The sequence below is a fragment of the Acidovorax sp. GW821-FHT11A03 genome (assembly GCF_058809075.1).
On the sequence record NZ_JBXASG010000010.1, the window covers coordinates 222,976 to 247,337 of the forward strand.

Genomic DNA, 24,362 nt, shown 5'->3' on the forward strand with positions numbered 1-24,362 from the left:
CCTAAGGCGACGGGCGCGCCGCCCGCAACCCCTCGGCCACGGTCGGGTAGCGCAGCTTCACACCCAGCTCCCGCAGCATGCGCTGGTTGTCCAGCCGCCGCGATTCGCTCATGAAGCTCAGCAGCATCAGCGACAGCTGCTCCTGCGCGGCACTGCGGCGCACGCGCGGGGGACGCGGCAGGCCGTACAGGTCGGCCGCCAGGTCGAAGTAGTCGCCCATCCTCAGTTCCGTGGCATCGCTCACGTTGTAGACGCGTTGCGGCCGCGCACGCCACAGCGCGGCCAGGCAGATGCGCGCCAGGTCGTCGGCGTGGATGTGGTTGGTGAACACATCGTCCTCGCGCTCCAGCACCGGCGTGCCTCGGCGCAGGCGCGCTTCGGGCGTGCCACCGTCCCGGTCGGGGGCGTAGATGCCCGGAATGCGAAGCACGCTGGCCCGCACCCCCCCGCGGCCCAGGTGCCGCACCGCCCGCTCGGCATTCACGCGCCGCTGCGCGCGCGGCGTGGCGGGGGCCACGGGCCGTGTCTCGGACACCATCGCCCCCTGGCAGTCGCCATACACGCCGCTCGTGGAGGCGTAGACGAGGGAGGCGGGCAGGCTGCGCAGGCGCAGCGCGCGGGCCAGGGCCACCGTGCGCGGATCGCGCCACCAGCCATCCCCTCCGGCGCCTTCGCCGGGTGGCGGGGCCAGGTGCAGCACGCGCGTGGCCAGGCCCGACAGGCGGCGCAGCGTGGTCCCATCGTCCAGATTTCCGCACAGGGGGCGGATGCCCAGGGCGCGCAGCGCCGGCTTGCGCTCGGGGCTGGAGGTGAGCGCCAGCACCTGGACGCGCCCGGCGCCCGGGCCGCCCTGGAGCAGGCGCGCCACGCGCTGGCCCACGTCACCACACCCCACGATCAGCAGGCGTTCGCGGCGAAAGCGCGCCGGCAGGGCGCCAAGGGGGTTTTGGTTTGAAGGCAAAATCGGGTCCGTTTGTAAAGAACCAGCCGGCATCTCCTGGCAGGGGCCCACGGCGGCACCAACCGGTTCTTGAAGATCTACGTCCCGAGGATACCCACAAGATGACCAGCGCCGAGGCTGTGAGCACCGCAGCATTCCAGATCACCGTGCAGCCCAGCGGCCGCGCTTTCCAGGCCAACGCTGGCGAGGCCATCCTGGCCGCCGCCATCCGCAGCGGCGTCGGCCTGCCCTATGGCTGCAAGGACGGCGCCTGCGGTTCGTGCAAGTGCAGGAAGCTCAGCGGCACCGTGCACCATGGCGAGCACCAGTCCAAGGCGCTCACGGCCGACGAAGAGGCCGCCGGCCTCGTGCTGACCTGCTGCGCCCAGCCCCTGACGGACGTGGTGCTCGAATCGCGCCAGGTCACCGACGAAAGCGCCTACCCCGTCAAGAAGATGCCCGTGCGGGTGGCCGCCCTCGAAAAGAAATCGCACGACGTGATGCGGGTGCGCCTGCAGCTGCCGGCGGCCGACACCTTCCGCTACCACGCGGGCCAGTACATCGAATTCATCCTGCGCGACGGAGCACGCCGGGCGTATTCGATGGCCAATGCACCCCACACGCAGGCCGACGCACCCGGCGTGGAACTGCACATCCGCCACATGGCGGGCGGCAAGTTCACCGACCACGTGTTCGGCGCGATGAAGGAAAAGGAGATCCTGCGCGTGGAAGGCCCGTTCGGCAGTTTCTTCCTGCGCGAGGACTCGGACAAGCCCATCGTGCTGCTGGCCTCGGGCACGGGCTTTGCCCCCATCAAGGCGCTCATCGAGCACATGCAGTTCAAGGCCATCACGCGCCCCACGGTGCTCTACTGGGGCGGCCGCCGCCCCGGCGACCTGTACATGCACGACTGGGTGCTGGCCCGGGCGGCCGACATGCCCCACCTGACCTACGTGCCCGTCGTCTCCGACGCCTTGCCGGAGGACGGCTGGACCGGTCGCACCGGATTTGTGCACCAGGCCGTGATGGACGACCACGCCGATCTGTCGGGCCACCAGGTGTACGCCTGCGGCGCCCCCATCGTGGTCGATTCCGCCCGCGTGGCCTACAGCGCCCAGCGGGGCCTGCCAGCGGAAGAGTTCTATGCGGACTCCTTCACCTCCGAGGCGGACAAGCACGGCGGATGAGCGGGAGGGTGCGGGTTTGCCGCCCGCGCCACCACCGGCCACAGCCACACCCGTGACAGCACCGTTGCCTCCCCCCAGGCCCCTGGGACGCCTGCGCGATGGGCTGCGCGGAGCCGGCCCCATGGCCGCCGTGTTCGGCCTGGCCGTGCTGCTGATCCTGGGCGCCGGCGAATGGGCCACCCGCAACGAGCTGGAAACCCAATGGGACAACCTGCGCCGCTCCAGCGAGGTCCAGGCCCTGGCCCTGCGCGGCGTGGCCACGCGCTACAGCTACCTGCCCTTCACGGCGGCGCAGCAGCCCCTGGTCGCGGACCTGCTGCGCCATCCCGCATCGCAGAGCGTGCGGGAGGCGGCCAACGCGTACCTCCAGGCCGTCAATGCGCACGCCGGCTCCGACACGCTGTACCTCATGGACGACAAGGGCCTCACGCTGGCCTCCAGCAACTGGGACACGCCCAGCAGCTTCGTCGACCAGAACTACAGCAACCGTCCCTACTTCCGCGACGCACTGCACGGGCAGGCGGGGCGCTTCTACGGCGTGGGCAAGACCACGGGCGAGCCCGGGCTGTTCGCCTCGGCCCCCGTGCAGCGCGATGGCAAGGTGATCGGCGTGGTGGCCGTGAAGGTGCGCATGCAGCCCATCGTGGACACCTGGGCGCAACTGCTCGACCCGGTGTTCGTCACGGATGAGCGCGGCATTCTGTTTCTGGGCTCCGTGTCGTCCTGGCTCTACAAGACCAGCAAGCCCCTGCCCGCCGAGGCCGTGCGGCAGGTGCAGCACGATGAGCAGTACGGCGCGCAGTGGCAGCCCGCGCCGGTGCCCTGGAAGCTCCTGCAGCGCCCGGACCAGCCGGGTGCCGAGCTTCGGCTGCCCGGCAGCGGCAAGCACTATCTCGCCTTCGCGGAACACCTGCCCGACCTGGGCTGGACCCTCACCCTCACGGCCGACAGCAAGGTGGTGGCCCTGGCGCGCCAGCAGGCCTGGGCGCTGGCCAGCCTCGCGTCGGGCCTGCTGGTGCTGGGCGCGCTCTACTGGCAGCTGCGCGAGCGGCGCCTGCAGGAGAACCGCCAGGCCCGCATCGAACTCGAACAGCGCGTGCACGAGCGCACCCACGCGCTGCAGCAGGCGCAGGCCTTTCGCCAGTCCATGGAAGACTCCCTGCTCGTCGGCATGCGTGCGCGCGACCTGCAGGGCCGCATCGTGTACGTGAACGCCGCCATGTGCGACATGGTGGGCTATGCCGCCTCCGAACTCATCGGCTGCTTGCCCCCCTACCCCTACTGGCATCCCGACGACCTCGACCGTCACTGGAACGACAGCGACACCTCGCTGGCGGGCAAGGCCACGCCCCAGGGCAACGAGAACCGGCTGCGGCACCGCAACGGCTCGGACGTCTACACCATGTTCTACACGGCGCGGCTCATCGACGGTGATGGCCGGCACATCGGCTGGATGAGCTCGGTGGTGGACATCACCGCCCAGAAGCGCGCCGAGGAACAGCAGCAGCAGCGCGAGGCGCAGCTGCAGCGCGTGCAGCGCGTGATCACCGTGGGCGAGATGGCCTCCACCCTCGCGCACGAGCTCAACCAGCCGCTGGCGGCCCTGGTCAACTACGCGGCCGCGGCGCGCGCGCTCGCCGCGCAGGGCCGGACCGAACTGCTCAACGAAAGCCTCGCCGCGCTGTCCACCCAGGCGCTGCGCGCGGCCGACATCGTGGGGCGCATCCGCCGCTGGGTGCGCCAGCATCCCGAGGCCCGCGAACCCTGCGACCTCAATGCCGCCGTGGACCAGTCCCTGGGCCTGCTGCTGCGCGCCGAGGCACGGCGGCATGGGGTGGCGGTGCGCCTGGACCTCGCGCCCGAACCGCTGCGGGTGCGCGCCGACCGCGTGCTCCTGGAGCAGGTGGTCCTGAACCTCGGCCTCAACGCGCTGCAGGCCATGCAGGTGCACGCCACGCCCCCGATGGACCACGAACTGCTGCTGCGCACCCGGGCCGATGCCGGCCACGCCTGCCTCGAAGTGCAGGACCGGGGCCCTGGCCTGCCCCCCGAGATCGCCGAGCGCCTGTTCGAGCCGTTCTTCACCACGCGCTCCGACGGCCTGGGGCTGGGCCTGAACATCTGCCGCTCCATCGTAGAGAGCATGGGCGGCGAACTGCTGGCGCGCAACCGCGAGGGCGGCGGCGCGGTCTTCGAGATCCGGCTTCCCCTGCACGCAACGCCGCCCGTGGCCTCCCCATGACCGATCACCCCACCGCCCCCGGCCCCACCCTTGCCCCGCTGCGCGTCTACATCGTGGACGACGACGAAGGCGTGCGCCATTCCCTCGCCGCGCTGCTGCTGGCCGGCGGCCACGCGGCCCAGTCGTTCGCGAGCGGGCCGGATTTCCTGGCTGGCGCCGACCTGGCCCGGCCCGGCTGCGTGCTGCTCGACCTGCGCATGGACGGCATGAGCGGCCTGCAGGTCTTCGAGGCCATGCGCCAGCGGGGCACGGTGCTCAAGACCGTGTTCCTCTCCGCCCACGGCGAGTTGGCCTCGGCCGTGGCGGCCGTCAAGCAAGGCGCGGTGGACTGGCTGGAAAAACCCTGCGACGAGGCCACCCTGCTGGCCGCCGTGCACCGCGCGGCCACCCTGTCGCACGGCGTGGCCGCGCGCGCGCAGCGGCACGCCCTGCTGCGGGAGCGCTGGAACGCGCTGAGCCCGCGCCAGCAGGAGGTGGCGCGCCTGCTGGCCACCGGCATCAGCAGCAAGGAAGCGGCCCGTGCGCTGGCCCAGCGCGACCCCGGGCGCCCCATCGACCCGCGCACCGTGGACACGCACCGCTCGGCCATCTTCCTGAAACTGGACATCCGCTCGTCGCACGAGCTGGGCATGCTGGTGGAGGACCTGGGCCTCTCGGAAAACCCCTCCCGCACGCCCTGAACACCCCGCTTCAAGGTTTTCGTAAGCCTTCTTACGATTTTTTTGCACAATGGCACCCATGAACCGCAGAAACATCCTCCTCGCCAGCGCCGCTATCGCAGCGGCTTTCTCCTCCCACACCGCGCTCGCGCAGGACTCGGGCCAGCCCATCCGGCTGATCGTGCCGTATGCGGCCGGCGGCCCCATCGACGTGACCGCCCGGGCCCTGGCCGAGCGCGTGCGCGACTCGCTGGGCACGGTGATCATCGACAACAAGGGCGGCGCGGGCGGCAACATCGGTGCCGACGCCATCGCCAAGGCGGCGCCCGACGGCCTGACCATCGGCATCTCCGCCACCGCCACGCACGCGGTCAACCCGTGGCTCTATTCCAAGATGCCCTACGACGCCGCCAAGGACTTCGCGGGCATCACGCAGATGGTGCGCGTGCCCAACGTACTGGTCATCAACGCGGCCAAGGCCGAGCAGCTCAAGATCCACACCGTGGCCGATTTGATCGCCTACGCCAAGGCCAACCCCGCCAAGCTGAACTACGGTAGCGGCGGCAACGGCAGCGCGGGCCACCTGGCGGGCGAAATGTTCAAGCAGCGCGCCGGCATCTTCGCGCTGCACATCCCCTACCGGGGCGCCAACCCTGCGCAGCTGGCACTGCTGGCGGGCGAGGTGGACTTCAACATCGACAACCTGGCCGCCGCCGCGCCCAACATCCGCGCGGGCAAGCTCAAGGCGCTGGCCGTGACCTCGCTGGACGCATCGGCCTCGCTGCCGGGCGTGCCGCCCCTGTCTGCTACTTTCAAGGGCTTTTCCATCGACACCTGGTGGGGCCTCGTAGCGCCCGCGGCCACGCCCAAGCCCATCATCGACAAGCTGAACAAGGCTTTCGTGGCGGCCCTGAACGCGCCGGAGACCAAGACCCGCTTCGGCGCCCTGCTCGCCGAACCCGTGGCCACCACGCCCGCGCAGTTCGACAGCTTCATGGCCGCCGAGCGCGCCAAGTACCAGCAGGTGGTGAAGGCCTCGGGCGCGAAGGTGGATTGAGAACTTCGAGCTCCATCGGCCTCTGGCGCTTTTCCAGAAAGCGCTTTTTGCTACCTTTTATATAGCAATCGTCAGGCGGGCACGAACCGCCTGCACCGGCTGCCCGGTATCCATGTGCGTTCGGCGCGCGCTGGCTTTGCGCCCGTGGCAGCAGGCTATTCTGGGGCAACCAGCCAAGCGCCGTCTTGGCCGGGCGTTGTCCACAACGTACGGCGGCAATACCTGCGCAGCAGGTCGATCACCGTGTCGACCTGATCGAGGGGCAGTTGCAAGTGCAAGGCGCCGCCTCCAGGTCCCTGGGTGAGCAAATTCAGGGTGTACGCGCCGTTGTATTCGTAGTAGTGCACTTGCGCGACTTCCGACCCGCAGTCCAGCAGCGGCGCATGGCACATGGCGATGCCGTACAAGTTGCCTGCTTCGGAAAAGCGCATGGATGCCAGGTCCGCCTCCAGCGCATCGACGATGCGCATGTATTCGGGGAGATAGCTGTGCCAGAGCCGCTGACTCCACTTCTCGCGGATCTCGGCATAGCCCAGGGTGGCTTTGGCCTCGCCGCCGTACTCGCCTCTCAGGTCCACCCCCCGCAGGCGCTGCGCCAGTTCCAGGGGCGATTCGCCATGGCGACTGGGCAGTGCGGGAGCTTCGAGCAGCTCATAGGCACTCAGGCATCTGTCCGTGTCCGCCTCGGACTTGAGCAGCGCGGTCAGCAGGCTGTCGCCGTCGCGGGTATAGCCCGCCTTCAACTGCCAACGCAGGCTCTCCCCTGCTTTGATCAGGTCGCTCTGGGATGCGCCCTCCACCACGAACTGCACCAGCGCCTCGACGCTATCAAAGGTGCGCGTCTTCTTCTGAATCTGCGCAACCACCTTGTGCGGTAAATAGACCTCGGTGGCCAGATCGCTGCCCACGCTGAGGTAACTGCCGCTGAGGTGCTTCTTGCAGAACTTGCGCAGTTGCTCGTAAAAGTCGTCGGCCACCCAGCGGCCTTCCTGCGTGAACTTGAAGCGGATGGCCTGCCCTGCATGCAGGAACTCCAGCACCACCTTGCCGCCGACGCTCCCTTCGGCTCGCGCGCTTTCGGGGGCGAACTCTCCCTGGGTGGCCTGTGCGAATTCCTGGAGCACCCCCACGTAGTCGGCCGCCTCGGCGATGCACTTCGGGTCCAGCTCGCAGATCCGCTCGGGAACCATGTGGTGGAAGATCTGGCCCAGGTGGGAGCCGTCCCAGTCCTTGGGCAGGGGCTGGAAGGCGATGCCTGCTTTTTTGAGGATGGCGGCAATAATTTGGGACGTTTTGGTCATCAAATCAGTCTCTCTGCTTACTCTGGAAAGCGCTTTGGGCTACGTTTTGTATAGCGTTTCGTCAATGGCCCAGGTGATTGCCAGCGGCGCCAGCCGTGCCCTGCTGCCTTCCGGCGAGAGGTCGCCGATGTCGCGGTAATAGGCCAGATAGGCCGGCAGGAAGGCCTGCTCGAACGCAGTGGGCGCGCTGGCAGTGGCGATGTCGATGGTGAAGCACCCGTCGAACTTGCGGTCCGGCACGTCATCGCCCTGTTGGTACGCGCCTTTGCAGGTGTCGCCCAACAACCGGCCAAGCTCCAGCGCGGCACAGCGGATCGCACGGTTGGGGCAAGCATCCTGGATGCGCAGGCGGTAACCGTGTTTGCCCTTGACGGTGGAGCGCGTCTGGCTGACTTCGACGACCGGGCTCGCATCCGTCTGGAGCAAAGCGGGGCTCAGCACATCGCCGGGCTGCCACAGCACCACCGCGTTGTCCGCCAGCAGCGTCTTGCGCTTGAGCTGCAGATAGTTCTGCCCGGCCAGGAAACCGCCTTGAAAAGCGATGATCCAGGTGTCGGACCAATGCAGCTCCTGCGCTGCGGCGTTGACACCTTCGAGCGGCAGGGCGATCAGGCTCTGGCGCTCCCGGTCATGGTCGATCGCCGCATAGACGCGTTGCGTGTCGTGCCACAGCAGCAGCTTGGCCTGCTCCACGTCCAGGGGATCGGCAAAGCGGTGCAGCGTCTGCGGCGGCTGGTCCTGGCCTTGCGGCGCCAGCCGGTGCATGCCCTCGGCATCCACCCACAGGTTGCTGCCATCCGGCAATGCGCAGACCCCCAGGATCGCGCCTGCCACGGGCAGGACGCTGCAGGCTTGCAAGCTGTGCAGGTCGAAGAGCTGGTACGTGGAGGGGGCGTTGCCCGTGCGCAGAAAAGCCCGTGCGTCCGTGAAGTGCGCCAGCTCCTGGCGCCCCGCCCCGCGGCTTTGCAAGGTGTAGCGGATGAGGAACTCGCCATCCGGGCGATAGATCTCCGTGTATTCGCTTTGGGGATAGGTATAGGTGTCGGTCAGCACGATGGCGGCACGGCCGAAATGCTTGGGGCCCAGCCGTTGGGGTAGCGACGCCAGGCGTTCGCCATCCCAATCGTGCAGGATGACGATGCGTTCATTGCGCGGGGACGCCGCGCAATACGCATCCGAGCCCCCCAGCAGCACGCCGTGAAGGTGCCATTCCTTGTCGCCATGTCGGACGATGGTCGGCGGGCCCTCGGCGTAGTGCACGCGGGCAGCAACGCCCGGCGCGCTGAAGCGCAGGAAGGTTGGCTCCGGGGGCACCAGCCGTGCGTGGCCGTTGCAGATCAGCGCCGCCGATTCTTCGGTGCCAATGAACATCGCATCGCCGCGCTGCTCGAAAGTGAAGTTGCCGACGATGTTGATCAACATGGTTTTCCGTGCCGGGCACGCCCACCAAAGCAATCTTCTCCCTTCAAGCAGCTCCGCAGGGGCTTTCGCGTCAGGGTTCGCGTCAAGATTCGCGTCAAGAAAAACTCCTCCTCGTGCCGTCCTGGCTGCAAGGGACACTTTTGCAGTCGGCTCAGGACCCAGGAAATATACGGAGAAATGCGCCCGTTCCAGGCTTTTCGCGGTGGACAAGTTGTCAGCCGCCAAACTGCCTTGCGCTTGCAAAATGGCGACTCTTGCAACGCCGCGACCCTGGCCCTTCCATGAACCTGTTGGAAGGGGCCACACACATCACCATGAATAGAAACGAACGACTGGCCCTGCTCACCTCGCAACGCGCGCTGCAGGCCGCAGTGCTGGCCCAGGACCACGGCGCCGCACGCACCTGGCTGGTAGACGGTGGCGACGCCAGGGCCCTGTGGCAGGGCGAAAACTTCGACGACACCTACCCCATGGTCCTGGCCATCGAAGGCAATGACGTGGACATGGTGCACCTGCTGGCCAAGGGCGGCATGCCGCTGTACCACAACGCCCTCGTGGCGCAGAAGACCTACGGAGCGGTCGAACCACTGACATTGGCCGCCCTGTGGCGGCCCGGGTGCCATGCGGCGGTGATGGCCGCGCTGGACCTGGGTGCAGCCTGCCACTCCACCACGCGGGACCACATGCCGGTGCTGCGCCTCACCGATCTGCATGACCGCGAACTGGATGCGCGCTCCGACGCCATGTTCCAGCGCATCCTGGACGCGGGCGTGCTCGACGTGGACGCACCTTGGGACGACAGCTCGCGGGTGCTGCACCGCATCTGCCAGGGCAACAACCGCTATGTGCCCGAGCTGATCCGCCTGTCGCGCGACGTGCATGCCCCCGAAGCCGGCGACCCGCTCCGCACGCCGCTGTGGGTGGCCGTCGTCTCCTGCAGCGACCTTGCCGTGGGTGCACTGCTGGCCTGCGGCGCCGACCCGTCCACACCGGCCTCGCACGGCCAGTCCCTCCTGGACCTGGCACGGAACGCACAGAAGATGAAGAAGCACAAGAACCTGCGCGGCCAGGTCGACCGCATCGTCACCATGCTGGAGACGGGGCGTGCCTGGCCGCAGGCCGCGTGTTCCGCATGAGCGGTGGCGGGGTCGCCCACCCCCTTGCAACGAATGCGGGGCGCCGAGGGCCGCGCCTTCTCAGCAAGAACCTGCAACTGAGCGATCTTTTGAACCCGGCCCGACTCCATCCCGTCGATAGCATCCGCCGCTAGCCAGTGCTGCGGAACTGCTGCCTGTACGCCGACGGCGCAATGCCCAGCGTGGCGGCGAAGTGCTGCCGCAGCGAGACGGCCGAGCCGAAGCCCGCCTCGATGGCCACGGCCTCGACGGACAGGTCTCCACCCTCCAGCAGTTGCTGCGCGAACGCGACGCGCTGGTTCTGCAGCCACTGGCCCACCGTGGTGCCGGTGACCTGGCGAAAGCGCCGCGTGAAGGTGCGCGGGCTCATCACCGCGCGCTCGGCCAGGGCCTCCAGGGTGTGGGTTTCGTGCAGGTGCTCGCCCAGCCACTGCAGCAGCGGCGCCAGCCGGTCGCCCCGCACCGACGGCGCCACGGGCTGCTGGATGTACTGCGCCTGGCCGCCCTGGCGGTGGGGCGCCACCACCATGCGGCGCGCGGCACGGTTGGCGGCCTCGGCGCCGTGCTGCTGGCGCAGCAGGTGCAGGCAGCAGTCGATGCCCGCAGCCGTACCGGCCGAGGTGAGCACCGTGCCATCCTCCACGTACAGCACCTCGGGGCGCAGCACGACTTGCGGGTAGCGTCGCGCGAACTCCTGCGCCAGCGCCCAGTGCGTGGTCGCTGCGCGGCCATCCAGCAGCCCCGCCTCGGCCAGCACAAAAGCGCCCAGGCACAGGCCCACGATGCGCGCACCCCGGCGGTGCGCGGCCCGCAGCGCGGCCAGCAATGCCGGGGGCACGGGCGCCAGATCGTCGCGCCAGGAAGGCACGACGATGGTCTGTGCACGCCGCAGCACCTTGAGGCCATGGCCCACCTCGATGCCGAACCCGGCGGAGGTGCGCAGCGGGCCCGGCGCCATGCCACACACCACCAATTTGTAGCGGTTGATGCCCTCGGCCGTGCGGTCCTCGCCAAACACGAGGCAGGGCACCGAGAGGTGGAAGGGGCTGATACCGTCGAAGGCCACCACCGCCACGGTGTCCGGGACAGAGGAGGAAACCAGGCGGATGGAGGATTGGGCAGGATGGGGCACGATGGCCCGATTCTATCGATGAGTGTCAATCAAGCCACTTTAAAGGACGGGCGGCCACGCGAACAATCACTCCATTCCTTCCCCGCAACCTACTTCTTTCACCCCATCAAAGGACTGTGACCATGACCTCCTCTTCCACCACCGCTCCGCGCCGCGCCCTGATCGTCATCGACGTGCAGAACGAGTATTTCGCGGGCGGCAACCTGCCCATCGAATACCCGCCCGTGGCCGACACGCTGCCCAACATCGCCCGCGCGATGGATGCCGCCCACGCGGCCGGTGTGCCGGTGGTCGTGGTACAGCACACCGCCCCGCCCGGTGCCCCCGTGTTCGACAAGGCCACCGAGCGCTGGCAGCTGCACCCCGAAGTGGCGCGCCGCCCTGCCGACCACCACATCGAAAAAGGCATGGCGAGCGCCTTCACGAACACTGGCCTGGCCGAGTGGCTGGCCGGGCGTGGCATCGACACCCTGACCGTGGTGGGCTACATGACGCACAACTGCGATGCCAGCACCATCTACGAGGCCTCGCACCGGGGGCTGGCCGTGGAGTTCCTGAGCGACGCGAGTGGCGCCCTGCCGTATGCCAATGCGGCAGGCAGCGCCAGCGCCGAGGAAATCCACCGTGTGTTCAGCGTGGTGTTCCACAGCAACTTTGCCGCCGCCGCTTCGACCCGCGACTGGGTGGCGGCCGTGCAGGCAGGCCAGGCCTTGCCCAAGGACAACGTGTTTGCCTCGAACCAGCGCGCCAGGCAGGGGTGAGCCCCTGAGGCGCCCCTGCGCCTGCCCACGCGTGCGCTTCACATCCGGGACGTGGCGGCGCGGGGCCCGTGCCACGCCAGCTACCGCTTTGCGGAAAGCGGAGCGGAAAGGCTACACGGCCTCGCACCATGCGGCTGGCAGCCGCTCGATGTGCTGGTCCTGTACCGCCGCCAGCCATGCGGGGTGGACGTGCTCTGGCGCGATCTCGGCCAGGGGCAGCAGCACGAAGGCCCGCTCACGCAGGCGCGGGTGGGGCACGGTGAGTGCGGGGGTGTCGAGCACCTGCCCGCCAAAGAGCAGGATGTCCAGGTCCAGCGTGCGGGGCGCGTTGCGGTAGGGGCGCTCGCGGCCGGCCGCGGCCTCGATGGCCTGAAGCGCGGCCAGCAAGCCGTGGGGTGTCAGCGCGGTCTGCACGGCCACCACGGCGTTGTGATAGTCCGGGCCGGCGGCATCCACGGGTGCGCTGCGGTACAGCGCCGACCACCGCAGGACCCGGGTGGCCGGCAAGGCGGCAATGGCCTGCACGGCGGCGCGCAGCGCGGCGGGGGCGTCGCCCAGGTTCGCGCCCAGGCCGATGTAGGCCGTGCTGCCGGTGCTTGCCAGGGGTGGCGGGCGAGCGGCCGTGGGCTGGATCGGCGTCATCGGTTCTTCCGGTGGCCCTTCATGGGCACCAGGGCCTGCGCGGTGCCGGGGCGCACGGCATCGGACCGCAGCGGGTCAGGCATCCACCGCGAAACCGGACCCGCCGGGGCCCGCCCCACCGTCGCCCCCGCCGGGCTTGCGGCGGCGGCGGCGGCGCTTCTTGGGAGCGCCGCCCTCGGAAGGAAAGTCGGCCGCGCCCTGGGCGGCATCCCCATCCCCCTCCGCGTCCGCCCCACCCGCAGCCCTTGGCCCGGCGGCAGGGGCCTGGCGCGGCACACGCTTGACCACCGGCTGGGCTTTCTGGCGGGCTTTCTGCTCTTCCTTGGCCTGGTCCATCAGGTCGTCACGGCGTTCGTCGTCGGCCGCCTGGAAGTCCTGCCACCATTCGGCCAGCGCCTCCTCCACCTCGCCCACATCGGCGCGCAGGCGCATGAAGTCGAACCCGGCGCGAAAGCGCGGCTGCATCACCATGCCGAACGGGGTGTTGCCCACGCGCTTTTCAAAGCGCGGCTGCATGACCCAGATCTCGCGCATGTCGGCCGCCAGCTTGCCGCGGCCCGACACGTCGCCGATGCGCTTGTCGAACACCTCGTCGATGGCCTCCTGCAGCGCGGGCAGCGGATGCTGGCGCTGGTTCAGGCGCTCCTGCCAGCCATTGCGCACGTCTTCCCACAGCACGCAGGCCAGCAGGAAGCTCGGGGCCACGGGCTTGCCTTCGTTCACGCGGCGGTCGGTGTCCACCAGGGCAGCCTTCACAAACGGCGTGTCGGCGCGCTCCACGGCCACGTCCAGCAGCGGGTAGATGCCCTTGGCCATGCCCAGCTTGCGCAGCTGTTCGATGGTGGCAATGGCGTGCCCCGTCTGCAGCAGCTTGAGCATTTCGTCGAACATGCGGCTTTGCGGCACCTCGGCCAGCAGGGCCTGCGACTGCACCAGCGGCGCGGCCGACTTGGCGTCGATGCTGAACCCCAGGGGGCTGAGCTTGGCCGCGAAGCGCACGGCGCGGATGATGCGCACCGGGTCTTCGCGGTAGCGCGTGGCCGGATCGCCGATCATGCGCAGCGTCTTCTTCTTGGCGTCCTGCAGGCCCTTGTGGTAGTCCACCACGATCTGGCTCACCGGGTCGTAGTACATGGCGTTCACGGTGAAGTCGCGGCGCGTGGCGTCTTCGTCCTGCGGGCCCCAGACGTTGTCGCGCAGCACGCGGCCGCTGGCGTCCACGGCATGCTGCATGCCCGACAGCTGGGCCTTGCTGGTCTTTTCGTTGCCCGCCACCTGGCCGGCGGCGGCGTTGTCGAGGTAGGCGCGGAAGGTGGACACCTCGATCACCTCGTGCTCGCGGCCCCGTCCGTGCACCACGTGCACGATGCGAAAGCGCTTGCCGATGATGAAGGCGCGGCGGAACAGCCCCTTGACCTGCTCGGGCGTGGCGTTGGTGGCCACGTCGAAGTCCTTGGGGCGCAGGCCCAGCAGCAGGTCGCGCACGGCGCCGCCCACGATGTAGGCCTCGAAGCCCGCCTGCTTGAGCGTGGCCACCACCTCGGCGGCCCGGCGGTCCACCAGCTCGGGGTTGATGCCGTGCACCGAGGCGGGCACCTCTTCGCGCTTGCCGAAATGCGGCTTGCCGCCCGAGGTGCCGGGCGTCGATTTGCCCAGCAATTTGTCGATGAACTTCTTGATCATGGGTAGGGAGTAATCAGGGGGGTCTGGCGCGGGGCGCAGGTGTCAGGCGGCATCCTGGCCGGCTGGGGCCGTGAACAGATCCAGTATGCGCCAGCCGCGCTCCTGGGCCAGGGCCCGCAGGCGCGGGTCGGGATTGGTGGCCACCGGGTGGTTCACCTTCTCCAGCAGGGGCACGTCGTTCATGGAATCGCTGTAGAACGTGCTGTCGACATCGCCCCAGCCGAGTTGCCGCTCGGCCAGCCATTGTTCCATGCGCCGCACCTTGCCTTCGCGCATGGTGGGAATGCCGTCGATCTCGCCGGTGTACCAGCCGCTGGCGTCGCGCGCCAGTTGCACGGCCAGCAGCTGCTGCACACCCAGCGCCTGGGCGATGGGGGTGGTCACGAACTCATTGGTGGCGGTGACGATCAGCACCTCGTCGCCGGCAGCCTGGTGCTGGCGGATGAGATCGAGCGCCTGGGGTTTGATGGCGGGGGTGATCACATCGTGCATGAACTGCTGGTGTGCGGCCATTGCCGCCTCCGGCCCGCGCAGGCGCACGGCCTCGGTCGCGAAGCGCACGTAGTCGTGCACGTCGAGCGTGCCCGCCTGGTAGTGGGCGTAGAACTCGTCGTTGCGGCGCGCGAACTCCACGGGGTCGTTCCAGCCGATGCGGATGGTGAACTCGCCCCACTCGTAGTCGGAGTCGAGCGGCAGCAGCGTGTGGTCCAGGTCAAACAGCGCAAGCCGCAGGCGGCGGGGTTCAGAAGTCATTCAGTTTCACAGACAAAAAGGGGCGCATGGGTCGGCGTCATTCCGATTCCAGCATCGTCTTGAGCAAGGGAATCGTGATGGCGCGCTGGGTGCGCAAGGCAAACGCGTCGAGCTGGTCCAAGAGCTGCATGAGGCTGCCCAGGTCGCGCGAGAACCGGTTGAGCATGTAGTCCATCACCTCGTCACCCAGGAACACGCCGCGCGCGTCGGCTTCCTGGCGCAGCACGGAGCGGCGCTCGGCTTCGCCCAGCAGCTGCAGCTGGAACACATGGCCCCAGCCCAGGCGGCTGCGCAGGTCGTCGCGCAGGGGCAGGTCGGCCGGCGGCAGGTCGCCCGCGGCCAGCACCCAGCGCTGGCTGCCGCTGGCCGGGCTGATGGCATTCACGAACCAGTTGAAGGCCGTGGCCTGCTGGGCGGTGCTGTACAGGTGCACGTCGTCCATGACGATGGCGGCCCAGCGCTCATCGAAATCCGGCGGCTCGGCCACCGACGGGTCGAGCCAGCCCACGCTGGCACCCTGCTCGCGCAGGGCGTGGCGCACGGCCGTGAGCAGGTGCGTCTTGCCGCTGCCGGGCTCGCCCCAGAGGTAGGTGGGCACCGGCGAGCGGGTGGCCTGGCTGCTGCCCTCGCCCACCGCCAGGCGCAGGTGCTGCAGGGCCGCCTCGTTGGGGCCCGCGAAAAAACGGGCCAGGGTGGGGCCGGTGGCCAGGCCGATGTCCAGCGCCAGCTGCTTCATGCGCGGCACCCGGGCAGCATGGCCAGGCCCGTGGCATTCAGTGCGGGAGCGGCAGACAAGGAAGGGATCAGCAGCAGCATCACGGATGAAGTTGGAAGCGCCCGGCCGTAGGTGACTGCGGCGGGTGCGGCGAAAGTGGTGGCCGACGGCCCGTTGCCAGGGCAGGAACTCCTTGCGAAGAGGCCCGGCAACGACAATGGAGCCGATTTTAGTCTGCCGCCGGCCCCCTTCGGCCGCCGGCTTCCCCACGCTCTGCCTCGTCAGCACCCATGGCCCTTCCACCCTCCCCCTCCAAGCGCCTGCCGGCCAGCATCTGGGCCCTGGGCCTGGTGAGCCTGCTCATGGACATTTCGTCCGAAATGATCCACAGCCTGCTGCCCGTCTTCATGGTCGCGGCGCTGGGGGTCAGCATGCTCACCGTGGGCCTCATCGAGGGCGCGGCCGAGGCCACGGCCCTCATCCTGAAGGTGTTCTCGGGCGTCCTGAGCGACTGGTGGGGCCGGCGCAAGCCGCTGGCCATCCTGGGCTACGGGCTCGGGGCCCTGTCCAAGCCGCTGTTCGCGCTGGCCACCACCGTCGGCCTTGTGGTGGCGGCGCGGCTGCTGGACCGCGTGGGCAAGGGCATCCGGGGCGCGCCCCGCGATGCGCTGGTGGCCGACCTGGCCCCGCCCGGCATGCGCGGCGCGGCCTTCGGACTGCGGCAGTCGCTCGACACCGTGGGCGCCTTTCTGGGCCCGCTGCTCGCCATGGGGCTGATGCTGCTCTGGGCCAACGATTTCCGTGCGGTCTTCTGGGTGGCGGTGCTCCCGGCCGCGCTGTGCGTGGTGCTGCTCGTCGTGGGCGTGCGCGAGCCGGAGCGCCCCGCCGGCGCCGCCCGCGCCAACCCCATCCGCCGCGAGAGCCTGCGGCGGCTGGGCCCCGCCTACTGGGGGGTGGTGGCCCTGGGCGCGGTGTTCACCCTGGCCCGCTTCAGCGAAGCCTTCCTGGTGCTGCGCATGCAGCAAGGCGGCCTGCCCCTCGCCTTGACGCCCCTGGTGCTGGTGCTGATGAACGTGGTCTTCGCGCTGGGCGCGTACCCGCTCGGCAAGCTCTCCGACACGGCCCGGCACACCACGCTGCTCGCCGGGGGGCTGGTGGTGCTGATCGCCGCCGATGCGCTGCTGGCCTTCACCGGGCAGGGCATCGCCGCCTGGCTGGGCATCGCCCTGTGGGGGCTGCACATGGCCATGACGCAGGGCCTGCTGGCCACGATGGTGGCCGATACCGCCCCCGCCGACCTGCGCGGCACGGCCTTCGGCATGTTCAACCTGGTCAGCGGCCTGGCCCTGCTGGTGGCCAGCGCGCTGGCCGGCCTGCTGTGGGACCAATGGGGCGCAAGTGCCACCTTCGGCGCCGGAATGTGCTTTGCCGCCCTGGCGCTGGCGGGCGTCTTGCTGCAGGCCGCGGCGGCCCGCCGCGCCACCCCAAAGCCCCCGCCGGCACAGGGCTGAGGAGGCACGGCGGGGCATGCCCCTTAAAATCCCCGGATTCCAGCCCGCCGCGCGGGCCTATCTGCACCACACCACCCATGAGCTCTTCTGCCCCCTCCACCCCCATTTCGTACAAAGACGCCGGCGTTGACATCGACGCGGGCGACGCCCTGGTCGAGCGCATCAAGCCGCTGGCCAAGAAGACCATGCGCGAAGGCGTGCTGGCGGGCATCGGCGGCTTTGGCGCCCTGTTCGAGGTGCCCAAGCGCTACAAGGAGCCCGTGCTGGTCTCCGGCACGGACGGCGTGGGCACCAAGCTCAAGCTGGCGTTCGAGTGGAACATGCACGACACCGTGGGCATCGATCTGGTGGCCATGAGCGTGAACGACGTGCTGGTGCAGGGCGCCGAGCCCCTGTTCTTCCTCGACTACTTCGCCTGCGGCAAGCTCGACGTGGACACGGCCGCGGCCGTGGTCGGCGGCATCGCCCGGGGCTGCGAGCTTTCGGGCTGCGCCCTGATCGGCGGGGAAACGGCCGAAATGCCGGGCATGTACCCCGCCGGCGAATACGACCTGGCCGGGTTCGCGGTCGGTGCGGTCGAAAAGTCGAAGATCCTGACCGGCAGGGACGTGGCCCCCGGCGACGTGGTGCTGGGCCTGGCCTCGGCGGGCGTGCATTCCAACGGCTTCTCGCTGGTGCGCAAGTGCATCGACCGCGCAGGGGCCACCGCCCCCGCCACGCTGGACGGCAAGCCCTTCAAGCAGGCCATCATGGAACCCACGCGCCTGTACGTGAAGAACGTGCTGGCCGCGCTGGCCGCCCACCCCATCAAGGCCCTGGCCCACATCACCGGCGGCGGGCTGCTGGAGAACATCCCGCGCGTGCTGCCCGACGGCACGGCCGCCCATCTCACCAAGGGCAGCTGGCCCCAGACCGAGCTGTTCGCCTGGCTGCAGAAGACCGCCGGCATCGACGACATCGAGATGAACCGCACCTTCAACAACGGCATCGGCATGGTCGTGGTGGTGGACGCCGCCAACGCCGCCGCCACGGCCGCCACGCTGGCCGCCGCGGGCGAGAAGGTGTACACCATCGGTGCGATCGCGCCGCGCGGCGATGGCGCCGCCGTGGTCGTGGCCTGACCGATCGACTTCGCCCCACCACCCCAGCCCGCTTCCGCGCATGGCGCAGCGTCCCCCTTCGGCCCCCCTCTCCTCTGCGCCGCCAGAACCCACGCCCGCCACGCTGCCGCCGCGCACCCTGACCCGGGGCATCGTGGTGGCCAGCTACCTGCTGGTGGCGGCCGTGCTGCTGCTGGTGATGTGGCGCGGCCTGCTCCCGGGCCTGCTGTGCGTGTGCCTGGGCTTCCTGCTCGCCCGCGCCCTCACGCGCTGGTTCGCCCACGGCCTGGGCCGGGCGCAGCGCCAGGCCACGCCCTCCGCCGGCAGCGTGCGGGCGGCCCAGGTCGTGGCCGCCGGCCTGGTCATGCTGCTGCCCCTGGCCCTGCTGGCGGCGGGGCTCACCCATTCGCGGGGCTACCTGGTCGATGCGCCCCAGCAGTACCGCGAGCTGCTGGACTACATGGCGCGCACCGTGCTGGAACTGCGCCTGAAGCTGCCCGCCGACGTCGCGGCCCACCTGCCGGAAGGCGCGGCGGAAATCCAGCGCATCATCGCCGGCTACCTGGGCGCCAAGGCGGGTGCGCTGGCCATGGCGGGGCGCGCCTGGCTGGCCGGCCTGCTGTTTGCCTATGTGGGCCTGCTGATCGGCGCGCTGGCCGCCGTGCGCCCGCCTGCCCTGGCGCGGGGGCCGCTGGCCCAGCAGCTGAAGCTGCGCATCACGCTGTTCGGCGAGGCGTTCCGCCAGATCGTGGCGGCGCAGTTCTGGATCGCGGCATTCAACACGCTGCTCACGGCGCTGTTCCTGCTGTTCGTGCTGCCGCTGTGGGGCCTGGCGCTGCCCTACACGACCGTGCTCATCACCTTCACCTTCGTGGCCGGGCTCGTGCCCATCGTGGGCAACCTGGTGTGCAACGTGGTGATCACCATCGTGGGCCTGTCGGTATCGCCGCTGGCCGCTGCCGCCTGCCTGGGCTTTCTGATCCTCATCCACAAGGCCGAATACGTCATCAACGCCAAGGTGGTGGGCCGCCGCACGCAGATGGGGGTGTGGGAGCTGCTCAGCGTGATGTTCGTGGCCGAGGCCGTCTTCGGTCCCGCGGGGCTGGTCGCGGCGCCGCTGTTCTACGCCTACCTCAAGAAGGAACTGGTGGCGGCGCGGCTCGTGTAGACGCCGCGCCCCCCCGCGCCGGGGGTGCCGGGGCCGGACAACGCCGGCGCCATCCCCGCCCCGGGCCCCGCCTGGGCCGCCTTCTTTCGCCGGCCGTGCCCTGCTCATGCGGGTTTTCGCCAAGGCTTGCGCAAAGGCTGCGGCAGTACCCTGCCTGACAGTGCCGTGCAGCCCGCAGGACCACCGCGTCCAGACCTTCCCGTTGTAAAGGCTTCCCATGACCATCGCAAGAAAACTGGCCCTTCTGGTGCTGAGCGCGATCCTCGGCATCGTGGTGATGACAGCATGGTTCCTGGTGTCGGAGCGCCAGCTGATCCTGGAAGAACGCCAGACCGGCGTGCGCCAGGTCGTGGAGGCGGCGCACGGCATCGCCACGCATTTCCACGACCTGAGCACCAAGGGCGGTATGCCCGATGACGAGGCCCGCAAGCGCGCGGCGGCGGCCATCCAGGCGCTGCGCTACAGCGGCAACGAGTATGTCTGGATCAACGACATGCACCCGCGCATGGTGATGCACCCCATCCGCCCCGAGCTGAACGGCCAGGACCTCACCGCCAACAAAGACCCCAACGGCAAACAGCTGTTCGTCGAGTTCGTGCGCACCGTGCAGGCCGGCGGCGCGGGCTTCGTGCCCTACCTGTGGCCCAAGGCCGGCAGCGACACGCCGGTGGAGAAGACCTCGTACGTGAAGGGATTCGCGCCCTGGGACTGGGTCATCGGCTCGGGGGTGTACATCGACACGGTCAATTCCGCCATCTGGCAGCGCGCGCTGGGCTTTGGTGCCGTGGCGCTGCTGCTGGGCGCGGCGCTGCTGGTGGTGGGCACGCTGATCTCGCGCAACCTGCTGCGCCAGCTGGGCGGCGAGCCCGGCTACGCGCGCACCATCGCCCGCAGCATTTCCGAGGGCAACCTGTCGGTGTCGGTGGAGACCCGGGAGGGCGATCGCTCCAGCCTGCTGCTGGACATGCAGGGCATGCAGGGCAGCCTGCACCGCATCGTGCAGCGCGTGCGCGACGGCACCGAGCACATCGCGAGCGCCTCGCAGCAGATCGCGTCCGGCAACCAGGACCTCTCCGCGCGCACCGAATCGCAGGCCAGCGCGCTCGAGCAGACGGCGGCGTCGATGGAGGAGATGACCTCCAACGTCAAGCAGAACGCCGACAACGCCCACCAGGCCAGCGTGCTGGCGCAGTCCGCCTCCGACGTGGCGCGCAAGGGCGGCGCGGTGGTGGAGAAGGTGGTGCAGACCATGGGGTCCATCGACGCCTCGTCGCGCAAGGTGTCCGACATCACCGGTGTGATCGAAGGCATCGCGTTCCAGACCAACATCCTGGCCCTCAATGCCGCCGTGGAAGCGGCGCGCGCCGGGGAACAGGGCCGGGGCTTCGCGGTGGTGGCCACCGAGGTGCGCAGCCTGGCGCAGCGCTCGTCCGAAGCCGCCAAGGAAATCAAGGCCCTGATCGGGAACTCCGCCGAGCAGGTGAAAGCCGGCGCCCAGCTCGCCCAGGAGGCCGGTGCCACCATGCAGGACGTGGTGGACAGCGTGCTGCGCGTGTCGGCCGTGATCGAGGAGATCAGCCAGGCCAGCCGCGAGCAGACCGACGGCATCGAGCAGATCAACGAGGCCATCGCGCAGATGGACCAGGGCACACAGCAGAACGCGGCGCTGGTCGAGCAGGCCACCGCCGCCGCCGCCGCGCTGCAGCAGCAGGCGCACGAGCTCAAGCAGGTGGTCGCGGCCTTTCACCTGAACGGCGCGCATGGCGCCGGCCACGCGGCGCCCTCCCTGCCCGCGGCCGCGGCGCCGCGCCAGCTGCGCTGACGGCGGGGCTTCGCACCGCGCGCGCGTCCTTCTCGCGCACCGCCCGGCCATGGCACGCCGCGCGACTCTTTTGCTACATAATCAATAGCATTCAGCGCTTATCCAGCAAGCGCCCGGACGCCATTTGACTCAAAACCGCCTGCGATCGAACTGCCGCGCCACGAAGGCCCAGACCAGGGCCGAGGCATCAGGCCCCGCCGGATCGCTGTACGGCTGGTGGGCCGCGCCGCCGCTCCACGCATGGGCCAGGCCCACCACCTCGCGCAGCGCCACCACCGTGCGGCCCCGGGCCTTGTATTCCGTGACCTGCATGGCGTGCCGCTGGCCACGCTGCAGGGTGCGCACCGCTCCGGCGCGCGCGCCCAGCGCCTGGGCCCACAGCACCGCCGTGGCCGCGGCGTTGCGCACCGACACCACGCCGTCCGCGTCCCCATGCAGCACCAGCAGCGAAGGCAGCACGGGCTGCAGCGCGGGGATGGGCGCCGCACCACCGGCCACGATGGCCGGCGCCTTGGCCACGCGCCGCTGCAGGGGCTCGGGCAGCTGCGCCTCGCGCCGCCCGTGCATCGCCGCGATGGCGGTGGCCGCGGACTCGGCCGTGCCCGGCGCCACGCCCGAGTGCATCGCCACGGCGCAGAACCGGTGGGGATACAGCGCGGCCATCAGCACCGCCATGCTCGCGCCGGCCGAGAGGCCCGCCACCGCCACGCGGGCAAGGTCCACGGGCTGGCGGCGCGCGACCTTGTCCACGGCGGCCAGCAGCGTGGCGGCTTCGGCCTGTGCCTTGCCGCTGCGGCGCTCGAACCAGTTCCAGCAGCCGTGCGCGTTGGCCACGCGCTCCTGCTCGGGGTACAGCACCAGAAACCGCTCGCGCGCGGCCAGCCGGTTCATGCGCGATGCGATGGCCAGATCGCGCCCCGTCTGGCCGCAGCCGTGCAGCATGACCAGCAGCGGAAAACGCTCACCCGGCCTGGGCGCCAGCCCCGGCGGGATGTAGAGGTGGTAACGCCGCGCCCCCGCGGGCCCCGGCGCCACCCCCGCCAGCCATTCGCCCCGCACGGCGGCGCTGCGCGGCGCGCGCGCGCCGGGTGCCGCCGCCCCAGCCCGCGCGGCGACTGGCGCCGCCAGCGGCACCGCCGCCTTGCGCCGCACCGGGCGCGCGGGCCGTGTCGCGCGCACCAGGGCCTTCAGGTTGCGCTGGTACGCCCGCGTCAGCGCTGACAGGGAGAACAGGCGGGAGCGTGGGGCCATGGTGTGCTGGTGTGGGGGAATAGAAAAAAAATGAAGGGCGGCAAACAAATGGCGGTGGGGCGTGGCCAATGCAGGCGGTGGGGCGCCCCACGGAACAAGGGAAAACCCTAATCACCATAACAGCATCTGGCCTCCCGCGCACGAAACTCTCAATTTGATAGCTGGAACCCCTTGTCCATCCAGCGTGGTGGGCCATTTCCTCGGACTTTCCAGAGCCCTTGGGCACCTTGCCGGCATCCACGCGGCAGGTGTCGCCCGATATATGGCGCAAATTGATCGAAACCTGTCCCATCGAGTTCGGACACATCCAGTACCCGCAGGCACTATGAGCGCTGCAAGATACCCGCTGCAGAAGCAGGCCTCTTGAGATTTGTCCGATAGTGATCGGCACCGCACCCTTGTCCGCCCGCTTCCACCCTGCCCATGCCACGAGGATCCACCGCCATGCGCGCCACCGTCTGTGAACTTCCCTGCCAACCCGCGCTGCTGGAGGCCGCCTGGGCCGCCCTGTGCGCGCACACCCGCGCCGAGCGGTCCGGGCTGGTGCTGCTGCCCGAGTTCGCGTTTGTCGAACCCCTGTGGGAGACCCTGCCCCCCGAACCCGCCCGCTGGGATGCCGCCGTGGCGCTGAGCGACGCCTGGCAAGCCCGCCTGCACGCGCTGGACACCGACTGGGTGGTGGGCGCCCGCCCGGTCACGGTGGGCGGACAGCGCTTCAACGAGGGCTTTGCCTGGTCGCGCCAGGGCGGCTACCTGCCGCTGCGGCGCAAGTTCTACCTGCCCGACGAACCCGGCGGCTGGGAGGCGCACTGGTTCGAGCGCGGCGACGCCGCCTTCCCCCGCCTGCAGGCCGGTGCGCTCGGCTTCGGGCTCAATATCTGCTCCGAACTCTGGGCACTGGACACCTACGGCGCCTATGCCGCGCTCGGCGGCGTGCAGGCCATCCTGTCGCCGCGTGCCACGGCGGCGGCCACCACCGCCAAATGGCTGGCGGTGGGCACCGTGGCCGCCGTGCGCACGGGGGCCTACAGCCTGTCGTCCAACCGCGTGGATGCCGCCGCCGGCACCTATGGCGGCGCGGGCTGGGCCATCAGCCCCGACGGCGCCCTGCTCGCGCGCACCACGCCCGCACAGCCCTTTTGCACCGTGGACCTGGACTTGCAGGCGGTCGCCGCCGCGCAGGACACCTACCCGCGCTACGTCTTTTCCACCCCCACGCCACCCCAGCCCGCCACCGCACCATGACCGAAGCCACCCTTGCCCCCCATCCGCTGAAGATCGCCATCCTCGTCTTCGACGACGTGGAGGCCCTTGACCTCGCGGGCCCCTACGAAGTGTTCACCACCGCCACCCGCATGCAGCAGCGCCTGCGGCCCGGCGCACCCGCGCCCTTTGCCGTGCAGTGCGTGGCGCGCGGCATGCAGCCGGTGCAGGCGCGCGCCGGCCTGCGGGTGCTGCCCGATGCCGACTTCGCCACCGCCGTGGCGCCGGACGTGCTCATCGTGCCCGGGGGCGTGGTCGATGCAGCCGCCGCCTGCGCCCAGACGCGCGCCTGGGTGGCCCGGGCCGCGCGCGGCGCGCGGGTCACGGCCTCGGTATGCACCGGCGCGTTCATCCTGGCGGCGGCCGGCGTGGTCACCGAAGGGCCCGTCACCACGCACTGGGAGGACATCGCGGACCTGCGCGCGCAGTTTCCCGCGCTCAACGTGCAGGAGAATGTGCGCTGGGTGGACCGGGGCGCGCTCGTCACGTCTGCGGGCATCAGCGCGGGCATCGACATGAGCCTGCATCTGGTCACGCGCCTGGCGGGCTCGGCGCTCTCCCAGCGCACCGCCCGCCAGATGGACACGCCCTGGAATCCCGCGCCCTGAAGGCCGCCC

General features: G+C 69.9%; 21 protein-coding genes. 12 read left to right on the plus strand and 9 right to left on the minus strand.

Annotated elements, in window-relative coordinates; genetic code table 11:
- Position 1: 1 nt before the first annotated feature.
- Positions 2 to 961 carry an SDR family oxidoreductase gene (locus AC1RVY_RS23860; RefSeq protein WP_492808570.1) on the minus strand — a complete coding sequence of 320 codons (960 nt, stop codon included), beginning with the start codon at positions 959 to 961 and terminating at the stop codon, positions 2 to 4.
- Between the two features lie 101 nt (positions 962 to 1,062).
- On the opposite strand from AC1RVY_RS23860, the gene AC1RVY_RS23865 reads away from it, so the two are divergent.
- The 4 genes from AC1RVY_RS23865 (at position 1,063) to AC1RVY_RS23880 (ending at position 6,085) form a co-directional block, all read left to right on the plus strand.
- Positions 1,063 to 2,127: a CDP-6-deoxy-delta-3,4-glucoseen reductase gene (locus AC1RVY_RS23865; protein WP_492808572.1), complete on the plus strand. Its 1,065-nt coding sequence runs from the start codon at positions 1,063 to 1,065 to the stop codon at positions 2,125 to 2,127.
- 121 nt (positions 2,128 to 2,248) lie between these two features.
- Complete coding sequence (locus AC1RVY_RS23870) at positions 2,249 to 4,369, plus strand: ATP-binding protein (protein ID WP_218294422.1); 2,121 nt, start codon at positions 2,249 to 2,251, stop codon at positions 4,367 to 4,369.
- Positions 4,366 to 5,049 carry a response regulator transcription factor gene (locus tag AC1RVY_RS23875; protein ID WP_369641808.1) on the plus strand — a complete coding sequence of 228 codons (684 nt, stop codon included), beginning with the start codon at positions 4,366 to 4,368 and terminating at the stop codon, positions 5,047 to 5,049. The genes AC1RVY_RS23870 and AC1RVY_RS23875 overlap by 4 nt, the downstream gene beginning before the upstream one ends.
- Positions 5,050 to 5,107: 58 nt before the next feature.
- The gene (locus tag AC1RVY_RS23880) at positions 5,108 to 6,085 is read left to right on the plus strand and encodes a Bug family tripartite tricarboxylate transporter substrate binding protein (RefSeq protein WP_369641807.1); all 978 of its coding nucleotides are present in this window, start codon (positions 5,108 to 5,110) and stop codon (positions 6,083 to 6,085) included.
- A gap of 155 nt (positions 6,086 to 6,240) precedes the next feature.
- On the opposite strand, the gene AC1RVY_RS23885 is transcribed toward AC1RVY_RS23880, so the two are convergent.
- On the minus strand, positions 6,241 to 7,386 hold the full coding sequence (locus tag AC1RVY_RS23885) for a hypothetical protein (RefSeq protein ID WP_492808574.1): 1,146 nt from the start codon (positions 7,384 to 7,386) through the stop codon (positions 6,241 to 6,243).
- A gap of 39 nt (positions 7,387 to 7,425) precedes the next feature.
- Positions 7,426 to 8,808: a hypothetical protein gene (locus AC1RVY_RS23890; protein WP_492808626.1), complete on the minus strand. Its 1,383-nt coding sequence runs from the start codon at positions 8,806 to 8,808 to the stop codon at positions 7,426 to 7,428.
- Between the two features lie 314 nt (positions 8,809 to 9,122).
- On the opposite strand from AC1RVY_RS23890, the gene AC1RVY_RS23895 reads away from it, so the two are divergent.
- A complete protein-coding gene (locus AC1RVY_RS23895) occupies positions 9,123 to 9,944 on the plus strand; it encodes an ankyrin repeat domain-containing protein (RefSeq protein ID WP_492808576.1) in 822 nt (273 codons plus the stop codon).
- Between the two features lie 130 nt (positions 9,945 to 10,074).
- Here AC1RVY_RS23895 and AC1RVY_RS23900 read toward each other — a convergent pair whose 3' ends face one another.
- Positions 10,075 to 11,076 carry a GlxA family transcriptional regulator gene (locus AC1RVY_RS23900; protein WP_492808578.1) on the minus strand — a complete coding sequence of 334 codons (1,002 nt, stop codon included), beginning with the start codon at positions 11,074 to 11,076 and terminating at the stop codon, positions 10,075 to 10,077.
- A gap of 122 nt (positions 11,077 to 11,198) precedes the next feature.
- Between AC1RVY_RS23900 and AC1RVY_RS23905 the strand changes: the two genes are divergently transcribed.
- The gene (locus AC1RVY_RS23905) at positions 11,199 to 11,837 is read left to right on the plus strand and encodes a cysteine hydrolase family protein (RefSeq protein ID WP_492808580.1); all 639 of its coding nucleotides are present in this window, start codon (positions 11,199 to 11,201) and stop codon (positions 11,835 to 11,837) included.
- A 111-nt stretch (positions 11,838 to 11,948) separates the two neighbouring features.
- Here the strand turns inward: AC1RVY_RS23905 and folK are convergent, their stop codons facing one another.
- From folK to hda, 4 genes are all read right to left on the minus strand, one after another.
- Positions 11,949 to 12,479 (minus strand): 2-amino-4-hydroxy-6-hydroxymethyldihydropteridine diphosphokinase, encoded by a 531-nt coding sequence (gene folK, locus AC1RVY_RS23910; protein WP_492808581.1) that lies wholly within the window; start codon positions 12,477 to 12,479, stop codon positions 11,949 to 11,951.
- 75 nt (positions 12,480 to 12,554) lie between these two features.
- Positions 12,555 to 14,162 carry a polynucleotide adenylyltransferase PcnB gene (gene pcnB / locus AC1RVY_RS23915; RefSeq protein WP_218293692.1) on the minus strand — a complete coding sequence of 536 codons (1,608 nt, stop codon included), beginning with the start codon at positions 14,160 to 14,162 and terminating at the stop codon, positions 12,555 to 12,557.
- Positions 14,163 to 14,204: 42 nt separating this feature from the next.
- Positions 14,205 to 14,915 (minus strand): histidinol-phosphatase, encoded by a 711-nt coding sequence (locus AC1RVY_RS23920; protein ID WP_218293691.1) that lies wholly within the window; start codon positions 14,913 to 14,915, stop codon positions 14,205 to 14,207.
- Between the two features lie 37 nt (positions 14,916 to 14,952).
- On the minus strand, positions 14,953 to 15,651 hold the full coding sequence (gene hda, locus AC1RVY_RS23925) for a DnaA regulatory inactivator Hda (protein ID WP_218293690.1): 699 nt from the start codon (positions 15,649 to 15,651) through the stop codon (positions 14,953 to 14,955).
- Positions 15,652 to 15,920: 269 nt separating this feature from the next.
- Between hda and AC1RVY_RS23930 the strand changes: the two genes are divergently transcribed.
- The 4 genes from AC1RVY_RS23930 (at position 15,921) to AC1RVY_RS23945 (ending at position 21,231) form a co-directional block, all read left to right on the plus strand.
- The gene (locus AC1RVY_RS23930; protein ID WP_218341715.1) at positions 15,921 to 17,141 is read left to right on the plus strand and encodes an MFS transporter; all 1,221 of its coding nucleotides are present in this window, start codon (positions 15,921 to 15,923) and stop codon (positions 17,139 to 17,141) included.
- Positions 17,142 to 17,218: 77 nt separating this feature from the next.
- Positions 17,219 to 18,262 carry a phosphoribosylformylglycinamidine cyclo-ligase gene (gene purM / locus AC1RVY_RS23935; RefSeq protein WP_218293688.1) on the plus strand — a complete coding sequence of 348 codons (1,044 nt, stop codon included), beginning with the start codon at positions 17,219 to 17,221 and terminating at the stop codon, positions 18,260 to 18,262.
- 40 nt (positions 18,263 to 18,302) lie between these two features.
- Positions 18,303 to 19,409 carry an AI-2E family transporter gene (locus AC1RVY_RS23940; protein ID WP_492808584.1) on the plus strand — a complete coding sequence of 369 codons (1,107 nt, stop codon included), beginning with the start codon at positions 18,303 to 18,305 and terminating at the stop codon, positions 19,407 to 19,409.
- Between the two features lie 217 nt (positions 19,410 to 19,626).
- A complete protein-coding gene (locus AC1RVY_RS23945) occupies positions 19,627 to 21,231 on the plus strand; it encodes a methyl-accepting chemotaxis protein (protein ID WP_492808585.1) in 1,605 nt (534 codons plus the stop codon).
- 129 nt (positions 21,232 to 21,360) lie between these two features.
- Here AC1RVY_RS23945 and AC1RVY_RS23950 read toward each other — a convergent pair whose 3' ends face one another.
- Complete coding sequence (locus AC1RVY_RS23950; RefSeq protein WP_492808586.1) at positions 21,361 to 22,482, minus strand: extracellular catalytic domain type 1 short-chain-length polyhydroxyalkanoate depolymerase; 1,122 nt, start codon at positions 22,480 to 22,482, stop codon at positions 21,361 to 21,363.
- Positions 22,483 to 22,926: 444 nt separating this feature from the next.
- Here AC1RVY_RS23950 and AC1RVY_RS23955 point away from each other — a divergent pair, with 444 nt between their 5' ends.
- Positions 22,927 to 23,727, plus strand: a complete 801-nt coding sequence (locus AC1RVY_RS23955) for a carbon-nitrogen hydrolase family protein (RefSeq protein WP_492808587.1) — start codon at positions 22,927 to 22,929, stop codon at positions 23,725 to 23,727.
- Positions 23,724 to 24,353: a DJ-1/PfpI family protein gene (locus AC1RVY_RS23960; protein ID WP_492808588.1), complete on the plus strand. Its 630-nt coding sequence runs from the start codon at positions 23,724 to 23,726 to the stop codon at positions 24,351 to 24,353. Before AC1RVY_RS23955 ends, AC1RVY_RS23960 begins: the two co-directional genes overlap by 4 nt.
- Positions 24,354 to 24,362 lie beyond the last annotated feature (9 nt).